The organism is Micromonospora sp. KC723, from assembly GCF_004348595.1.
Lineage (GTDB): Bacteria > Actinomycetota > Actinomycetes > Mycobacteriales > Micromonosporaceae > Micromonospora.
This window is the reverse complement of the sequence record NZ_SMKD01000191.1, coordinates 1-8243: the sequence shown is the minus strand read 5'-3', so window position 1 is coordinate 8243 and position 8243 is coordinate 1. Positions and strand designations below refer to the sequence as shown.

The following is an 8243-nucleotide window of genomic DNA, read 5'->3' as shown; positions in this document are numbered from 1 at the left end:
CGGCCTACCCGGATGCGTACGCGCAGTGGGAGCAGCAGGCCGCTGACCTCGTCGCCCAGTACTGGAACAGCTGATCTACCTGAACATCCGCTGGCCGGCACCCCCACCCGGGATGCCGGCCAGCGGCGTTCGTGCCGGTGGAGACGGACGGCCGATCAGACGCGGAAGCCGGCGGCCCGGCGCTCGCGGCGGCGGTCGGCGCGGCGGCGCAGGAACCAGAAGAGGAAGACCAGCAGGCCGACCAGGAAGACCAGCACCAGCACCGGCAGGATGATCGCCACCAGGGACATGAGCACGCTGGTCGCGTCCTCGGCGGTGCTCGCCACCGGGGCGCCGACCCCGGCGGTGGTGGCGTTGACGACCGGCCGGGCGGCTGACTTGAGCAGGTGCACGCCGAGCGCGATCACCACGCCGGCCACCACGGGCACCCACTGGTTCGACGAGAAGAAGCTGCCCGGGTCGCTGACCGTCACCGTCTCGGAGCTGGCCCCGGCCCCGAAGGCCAGGCCGCCGGCGGTCGGGCGGACCACCGTCTGGACGACGTCGTTGACGTGGTCGACCACCGGCACCTTGTCGGCGACGACCTCGACGGCGAGCAGCACGGCCAGGATCGCCAGCACCCATCCGTTGCCCAGCCACTGCCAGCCGCCGGGTAGGTCGACCAGGTCGGTGTAGCGAGCCAGCAACCCCATGGTGAGCAGGGGAATGTAGGCGTTCAGACCCGCCGATGCGGCGAGCCCGGTGCCGGTGAGTACTTCGAACACCGTTTCAGGATCGCATCGGCACGCCAGTGCCGCTCGGTGGCGGCGGACCGGTCCTCCGCTACCCTCGTCGGGTGCGGCTGGTGATTGCGAAGTGCTCGGTGGACTACGTCGGACGGCTCTCGGCACACCTGCCGCCGGCCACCCGACTGTTGATGGTCAAGGCGGACGGCTCGGTCTCCATCCACGCGGACGACCGGGCGTACAAGCCACTGAACTGGATGAGTCCGCCGTGCCGGTTGGAGGAGGCCCCGGGCGTCTGGCGGGTGGTCAACAAGGCCGGCGAGGAACTGCGGATCACCCTGGAGGAGGTCTTCCAGGACACCTCGTACGAGCTGGGCGTCGACCCGGGGCTGCGCAAGGACGGCGTCGAGGCGCACCTTCAGGAACTGCTGGCGGCCAACCCGGAGACCCTCGGCGAGGGGTTTACCCTGGTACGCCGCGAGTACATGACCGCCATCGGCCCGGTCGACCTGCTCTGCCGGGACGCCAACTCCGGCGCCGTCGCCGTCGAGGTGAAGCGGCGCGGCGAGATCGACGGCGTGGAGCAGCTCACCCGCTACCTCGAACTGATGAACCGTGATCCGCTGCTCGCCCCGGTCACCGGGGTCTTCGCCGCCCAGGAGATCAAGCCGCAGGCCCGGGTGCTCGCCGCCGACCGGGGGATCCGCTGCGTGGTGGTCGACTACGACAAGCTGCGGGGCATCGAGCGCGACGAGCTGACCCTCTTCTGACCCGGCGGTCACCGCGCCGGCCGGGCCTCGGCGGTCACCGCGCCGGCCGGGCCTCGGCGGTCACCGCGCCGGCCGGGCCTCGGCGGTCACCGCGCCGGCCGGGCCCGGGAGCCGGGCGGCGTCGCGTCGGTCAGCGGCGGCCGTACATCAGCTTGGCCGCCTTCACCAGGCGGGCGACGTCGGCCGCCGTCCGCTCGAAGGTCGTCGACGGCAGCAGCGACCGGGCCCGGCGGCGGGTGATCGACTTGGCCCGGCCGAACTCCCGCAGGCCGTCCTCGCCGTGGATCCGCCCGAAACCGGAGTCGCCCACCCCGCCGAACGGCAGGGTCGACATCCCGGCGAAGGTGAGCGTGGAGTTGATCGAGGCCATGCCCGAGCGCAGCCGCCGGGCGATCGCCACCGCGCGCTTGCGGCCGAAGACCGCACCCCCGAGACCGTACGGCAGGGCGTTGGCCCGTCGTACCGCCTCGTCGGCGTCGGGCACCCGGTTGATGGTCAGGGTGGGGCCGAAGGTCTCCTCGCGGACGGCCGCCGACGACTCGGGAACGTCCACCAGCACCGTCGGGTGCACGTACGGCGGTCGCACCGCGTCCGCCCCGCCCAGGACGGCCCGGCCGCCGGAGGCCAGCGCGTCGTCGATGTGCCGGCGGATCACGTCGAGCTGACCCGGCATGGTAATCGGGCCGATGTCCGCTGCCTCGGCGCCCACGGTCAGCCGCTCGGCGCGGGCGACCACCTTGCCGACGAAGGCGTCGAAGACCGGCTCGACCGCGTAGACCCGCTCGATGCCGATGCAGGTCTGCCCGGCATTGGTCAGCCCGCCCCAGACGCACGCCTCGGCCGCGGCGTCCAGGTCGGCGTCCGCGTCGACGATCATCGCGTCCTTGCCGCCGGCCTCCAGCAGCACCGGGGTCAGCGACTCGGCACAGGCGGCCATCACCTTTCTCGCGGTGGCGGTCGAGCCGGTGAAGGCGAGCTTGCCCACGCCCGAGCGGCACAGCGCCGCGCCCACGTCACCGAGACCGTGCACGGCGGTGAGGACCGGTTGCTCGGGCACCACCTCGGCGAAGCTGTCGACCAGCCACTGCCCGACGGCCGGGGTGTACTCGCTGGGCTTGAACACCACCGCGTTGCCGGCGGCCAGGGCGTACCCGGTGGAACCTATCGGGGTGAGGACGGGATAGTTCCACGGACCGATCACACCGACCACACCGTACGGCTGGTATTCCAGGTGACCGGTGAACTCGGCGAGGATCAGCCGAGAGCGGACCCGGCGGGGCCCCAGCACCCGGCCGGCGTTGCGGGCGGCCCAGTCGACGTGCTCGATCGCGGTGAGGATCTCGACGACGGCGTCGGGGACCGGCTTGCCGCCCTCGACGTGCATCAGCTGCGCCAGCTCCTCGATCCGACGGGCGAGCAGGCCGCGCCAGCGCAACAGCCGCTCGCGTCGGCCCGTGAAGCCGAGCCCCGCCCACCAGTCGCCGGCGGGGCGGGCGCGGTCGACGGCCCGGGTGACGTCGTCGGGGGTGGCGACGCGGAAGCGGCCGGCCTCCTCGCCGGTGGCGGGATTCGTGGAGATCAGCCGGCCGTCCTCGATGACCGGAATGCCCGGGACATGCACAGCCGTCATGGTGGAAGTCTAGACCCGCAAGCTACCCACTGGTAGGGGTTGGTGTCCGGACCAAGTGGCCGGCAGCGAGGATGGTGCCGCCGACCCGCCGTCGCGGGCAACGGATCAGCCAACCCGAGGTGGCCGCCAGGGGTCGGCGAGATGTCCGCCCGGGGGTTGGGGATCGGTGGACGCGGATGGCAGGCTGTGCCGGGGCGAGGCAGGTGGGGAGCTGACTGTCCATGGACGAACATTCGGAACTGGCGCCGCTGTTGACGGTGGTGGGCGGGCCGATGCGTGGGGCGAGCTTCCGGCTGGGCCCGCGACCGCAGGTGGTCGGCCGGGCCCCTGAGGTCGACATTCCGGTGGCCGACCCGCACCTGAGCCGGCGGCACGCCGAGGTGCGGCTGACCGAGGCCGGGGCGGCCCTGGTCGACCTCGGCTCGACCAACGGGACGTGGCTCAACGGCCGACGGATCACCGGCGCGGAACTGCTCTCCGACGGCGACGTCGTCCGGCTCGGCCGTACCGAACTGCGCGTCTTCGATCCAGGACTGGCGGTGACCGACCCGGTCGGGCTGCGGTTCGCGGCGCGCGGCGGGCAGGCGCGCCGCAGCAGCCGGCCAACCCTGCCCATGCCGACGGGCGATCTGGCCGCCGGACCCACCGCGGCCTGGCCCCCCGAACCCGGGACGGAGTCGTCCGACGTCGCGGTGGACGCCACAACCTGACGGCGGAGTTCGCGGTGGACGCTGCTCGCGCCGGCCGGGTCACCGTCCCGAGGGGCGGTGGGGCTGCGTGAAATATCCCACGGCGTCTCGACATCGCATCGCCACGTGGCAGACTCCGGCGCATAACCTTAGCGGCCGTTCAATGTGGCAGGCGGAGTCGAACCAGGGGAGGCCGGTCGTGGCGCGCGCGTTCACCAGCGTCGGTGTGGTGGGTCTGGGCACCATGGGTGCCGGCATCGTGGAGGTGTTCGCCCGCAACGGCGTCGACGTCGTCGCGGTGGAGATCTCCGAGGCCGCGCTGGAGCGGGGGCGGGCCACCCTCACCGGCTCCACCGACCGGGCCGTCGCCAAGGGCAAGCTCGCCGAGACCGACCGCGACGCCCTGCTCTCCCGGGTGAACTTCCAGGTCGGGCTGGACGCCCTGCACGCGGTCGACCTGGTCATCGAGGCGGTCCCCGAGCACCTGGACCTCAAGCAGCGGATCTTCGCCGAGCTGGACCGGGTCTGCAAGCCCGAGGCGATCCTGGCCACCAACACCTCCTCGCTGAGCGTCACCGAGATCTCGGTCGCGACCACCCGCCCGCACCAGGTGATCGGCATCCACTTCTTCAACCCGGCCCCGGTGATGAAGCTGGTCGAGGTGGTACGGACCGTGGTCACCTCCGCCGACGTGGTGGCCGACGTGGAGGCGCTCTGCGCGCGGCTCGGCAAGGTCGACGTCACCATCAGCGACCGGGCGGGCTTCATCGCCAACGCGTTGCTCTTCGGCTACCTCAACCACGCGGTCAGCATGTTCGAGTCGCGGTACGCCACCCGGGAGGACATCGACGCCGCGATGAAGCTCGGCTGCGGCCTGCCGATGGGCCCGCTCGCGCTGATGGACCTGATCGGCCTGGACACCGCGTACGAGATCCTGGACACCATGTACCGGCGCGGCGGCCGGGACCGTCGGCACGCCCCGGTGCCCCTGATCAAGCAGATGGTCACCGCCGGGCTGCTCGGCCGCAAGTCCGGCCGGGGCTTCTACACCTACGAACGGCCGGGCTCCCCGGTGGTCGTACCCGACGAGCAGACGCCCGCGGCGTCGCAGTCGGCGCTCGCCGACGGCGCCCGGGGGATCGCCAAGGTCGGCGTGGTCGGCTCCGGCACGATGGCCACCGGCATCATCGAGGTCTTCGCCAAGGCCGGTTACGAGGTCGTCTCGGTGACCCGGGGCGTGGAGAAGTCCGCCAGGGTCTTCGAGGCGGTCAAGACCTCGCTCAACAAGGGCGTGGTGCGGGGCAAGCTCGGCGAGGCCGACCGGGACGCGGCGCTGGGCCGGATCAACTGGTCCGCCACGCTGGAGCACCTCATCGACGTCGACCTGGTGGTGGAGGCGGTGGTCGAGGAGCTGAGCGTCAAGAAGGCGTTGTTCGCCAGCCTCGACGAGATCTGCAAGCCGGGCGTCGTGCTCGCCACCACCACCTCCTCGCTGCCGGTGATCGACGTGGCGATGGCCACCCAACGCCCGGCGGACGTGGTGGGACTGCACTTCTTCAATCCGGCGCCGATCATGCCGCTGGTCGAGGTGGTGCGGACCATCCGCACCGCGCCGGAGACCACCGCCACCGCCAGGGCGGTCTGCGCGGCGATCGGAAAGACCGCCGTGGTCTGCGGCGACCGTTCCGGCTTCATCGTCAACGCGCTGCTCTTCCCCTACCTGAACGACGCGGTGAAGATGCTGGAGGCCAACTACTCGACCGCCGACGACATCGACCACGCCATGAAGCTCGGCTGCGGCTACCCGATGGGCCCGTTCGAGCTGCTCGACGTCGTCGGCCTGGACGTCTCGCTGGCCATCCAGCGCGAGTTGTACCTGGAGCTGCGCGAGCCCGGCTTCGCTCCCGCGCCACTGCTGGAGCACCTGGTGACCGCCGGCTATCTGGGCCGCAAGACCGGCCGGGGGTTCCGCGACCACACCCGGCGCTGACCCGGTCACCAACCCGCCCCGGTGCTCGCCGACGACCTCCACCGGCCGGTGGGCCGTCCCACCGACCCGACCGTACGCTGGGTAACTGTGAGCCCCCGTCGCAACCGTCCCCGCCGGGACGACACCACCCACCTGGACTCCGACCGGGTACGCCAGGGCGTGCCCACGGTGCAGCAGTGGCGCGACGGTGACTGGCAGGTACGCGGGATCAGCGGCGGCGCGTCCGCCAAGACGTACCGCTGCCCCGGCTGCGACCAGGAGATTCGCCCCGGGGTGGCGCACCTGGTGGCCTGGCCGGCCGACGGGACGGGTGACCTGACCGACCGGCGGCACTGGCACAGCGGCTGCTGGCGGGCCCGGGACCGGCGCGGTCCGAACCTGCTGCGTGGGCACGGCGCCCCGAGGTACGGCTGAGGGACGTGGGTCACCCGGTTTCCGCCCGGGCGAGCGGCCCGGCCGGTCGCGGGCCAGACTGAAGCGGTGAGCACCCCGATTCGCGCGTCGTCGATCCTCCCCGGCCGCAGGGAGGACATCGAACTGCACACCGCCGACGGCCTGCGGCTGGTCGGTGAGCTGGCCCGGCCGGCAGAGCGTTCGCCGGTGGCCACCCTGGTCTGCCTGCACCCGCTGCCCACGCACGGCGGGATGATGGACAGCCACGTCTTCCGCAAGGCCGCCTGGCGACTGCCCGCCCTGGCCGACCTGGCGGTGCTCCGGTTCAACACCCGGGGCACCAGCAGCGTCCGCGGCACCAGCGAGGGGGCCTTCGACGCCGCCGTCGGCGAGCGCTTCGACGTGCATGCCGCGATCGAGTACGCCGAGTTCCACGAACTGCCGAACATCTGGCTGGTCGGCTGGTCGTTCGGCACCGACCTGGCGCTGAAGTACGGCTGCGACCCGGCCGTGGCCGGGGCGATCCTGCTCTCCCCGCCGCTGCGTTTCTCCCAGCCCGAGGACCTCGCCGTCTGGGCGGAGTCGGGCAAGTCGCTCACCGCGCTGGTGCCCGAGTTCGACGACTACCTGCGCCCCGCCGAGGCCGAGGAGCGGTTCGCCGCGATTCCGCAGGCCGAGGTGGTCGGGGTGCCCGGCGCGAAGCACCTCTGGGTGGGTGATGCCGAGACGGTGCTGGACGAGATCGTCCGGCGGGTCAACCCGGCGGTGCCGCTGCCGCTGCCGACGACCTGGGACGGCCCGACGGAGATCGGCGATGTCAGCGCGTACGCCGACCGCACGGTCGCGTCCTTCGCCGACACCCCGGTGCCCGGCCCGGGACGCGACTGAGGGGTCACCGCCGTTCCTGCCGGGGCAGCACCACCTCGCGCAGGATGAGTTGGAGGGCGGCCACCGTCGGGATGGCGATCAGCGCGCCGACCACCCCGATCAGGGCCACCCCGAGCAGCGCCGCCAGCAGCGCGGCCACCTCGTTGACCTGCACCGACCGTCGCATGATCTTGGGGTAGATGAGGTAGTTCTCCAGCTGCTGGTAGAGCACGAAGAAGACCAGCGTCGCGATCCCCTCGGGCAGCCCGGTGGCGAACGCCACCAGGCTCACCACCACCGCGCCCAGGGTGGCCCCGATCTGCGGTATCAGGTCGGTCACCGCCACCACCACCGCCAACGCGAACGGGTACGGCAGCCCGACGATCAGCGCGAAGACGAAGCTCGTCGCGCCGGCCAGCACGGCGATGCTCAGCGCCCCCACCATGTACGCCCCGACCTTGGTGAGGATCTCGTCGCCGATCAGGTGTACCCGGTGCCGGCGGGAGCGGGGGACCAGCGCGTACCCGAGGGCGCGCAGCCGGTCGAAGTAGGCCAGGAAGTAGATGGTCAGCACCAGCACGGTCAGCGTCCGGAACAGGGTGCCGAAGATCAGTTGGGCACCGCCGAGCACCCCGCCGAGAGCCCGACCCACGGTGTCCGCGTTGGCCAGCTCCTGGACCCGCTCCATCACGTGGTACCGCTCCACCAGGTCGTTGACGGTGCGGTTGCGGCGCAGCTCCTCGACGTAGCTGGGCAGTTGGGTGATGAACTCTCCGGTCTGGGTGACCACCGGTGGAACGAGCGCCACCACGCCGGCGGCGACCACCAGCAACAGGGTGAGGACGACCACCGCGACGGCCAAGCCGTGCCGCAGCCCCCACGAGCGCAGCCGGACCACCGCCGGGTTGAGCCCGACGGCGAGGAAGAGCGCGATCACCACCAGCACGAGGATGCCGCCGGCGTTGCGCACCCCCAGCCAGACCGTGTACGCCAGCAGCACGCCGAGCGCCCCGGTGAAGCCGACGAGGAAACTGCTGCGGCGCAGCGGCCGCCCGGGTTGACCGAACCGGCCCGAGCCGGTGGCCAGTGGGCCGGGTACCTCGAACTCCGTCGGGTCGACCTCGCCCGGCCCGCCGGGCGTCCCGGTGTCGCGCGTCGCGGTGCTGGGCGGGGTGGGCG

At 72.2% G+C, this 8243-nt stretch carries 8 protein-coding genes; 5 read left to right on the top strand and 3 right to left on the bottom strand.

Annotated features, from left to right (window positions below):
- Positions 1–155 precede the first annotated feature (155 nt).
- The gene (locus tag E1165_RS26560) at positions 156–764 is read right to left on the bottom strand and encodes a DUF4126 domain-containing protein (RefSeq protein ID WP_132394461.1); all 609 of its coding nucleotides are present in this window, start codon (positions 762–764) and stop codon (positions 156–158) included.
- Positions 765–835: 71 nt separating this feature from the next.
- Here E1165_RS26560 and nucS point away from each other — a divergent pair, with 71 nt between their 5' ends.
- Positions 836–1495 (top strand): endonuclease NucS, encoded by a 660-nt coding sequence (nucS, locus tag E1165_RS26555; RefSeq protein ID WP_132394460.1) that lies wholly within the window; start codon positions 836–838, stop codon positions 1493–1495.
- Positions 1496–1625: 130 nt separating this feature from the next.
- Here the strand turns inward: nucS and E1165_RS26550 are convergent, their stop codons facing one another.
- Positions 1626–3125: an aldehyde dehydrogenase family protein gene (locus E1165_RS26550; protein WP_132394459.1), complete on the bottom strand. Its 1500-nt coding sequence runs from the start codon at positions 3123–3125 to the stop codon at positions 1626–1628.
- Positions 3126–3346: 221 nt separating this feature from the next.
- Here E1165_RS26550 and E1165_RS26545 point away from each other — a divergent pair, with 221 nt between their 5' ends.
- The 4 genes from E1165_RS26545 (at position 3347) to E1165_RS26530 (ending at position 7085) form a co-directional block, all read left to right on the top strand.
- Positions 3347–3835, top strand: a complete 489-nt coding sequence (locus E1165_RS26545; protein WP_132394458.1) for an FHA domain-containing protein — start codon at positions 3347–3349, stop codon at positions 3833–3835.
- A 178-nt stretch (positions 3836–4013) separates the two neighbouring features.
- Positions 4014–5804 carry a 3-hydroxyacyl-CoA dehydrogenase family protein gene (locus E1165_RS26540; protein ID WP_132394457.1) on the top strand — a complete coding sequence of 597 codons (1791 nt, stop codon included), beginning with the start codon at positions 4014–4016 and terminating at the stop codon, positions 5802–5804.
- Between the two features lie 87 nt (positions 5805–5891).
- The gene (locus E1165_RS26535; protein WP_132394456.1) at positions 5892–6218 is read left to right on the top strand and encodes a hypothetical protein; all 327 of its coding nucleotides are present in this window, start codon (positions 5892–5894) and stop codon (positions 6216–6218) included.
- A gap of 66 nt (positions 6219–6284) precedes the next feature.
- Positions 6285–7085 carry an alpha/beta hydrolase gene (locus E1165_RS26530; RefSeq protein ID WP_132394455.1) on the top strand — a complete coding sequence of 267 codons (801 nt, stop codon included), beginning with the start codon at positions 6285–6287 and terminating at the stop codon, positions 7083–7085.
- A gap of 4 nt (positions 7086–7089) precedes the next feature.
- Here E1165_RS26530 and E1165_RS26525 read toward each other — a convergent pair whose 3' ends face one another.
- Positions 7090–8151, bottom strand: coding sequence for an AI-2E family transporter (locus E1165_RS26525; RefSeq protein WP_132394462.1), 1062 nt, complete (start codon positions 8149–8151; stop codon positions 7090–7092).
- Positions 8152–8243 lie beyond the last annotated feature (92 nt).

Coding starts and splice junctions, on each gene's coding strand:
- E1165_RS26550 (WP_132394459.1), bottom strand. CDS start 3,125: ATGACGGCTGTGCATGTCCCGGGCATTCCGGTCATCGAGGACGGCCGG.
- E1165_RS26545 (WP_132394458.1), top strand. CDS start 3,347: ATGGACGAACATTCGGAACTGGCGCCGCTGTTGACGGTGGTGGGCGGG.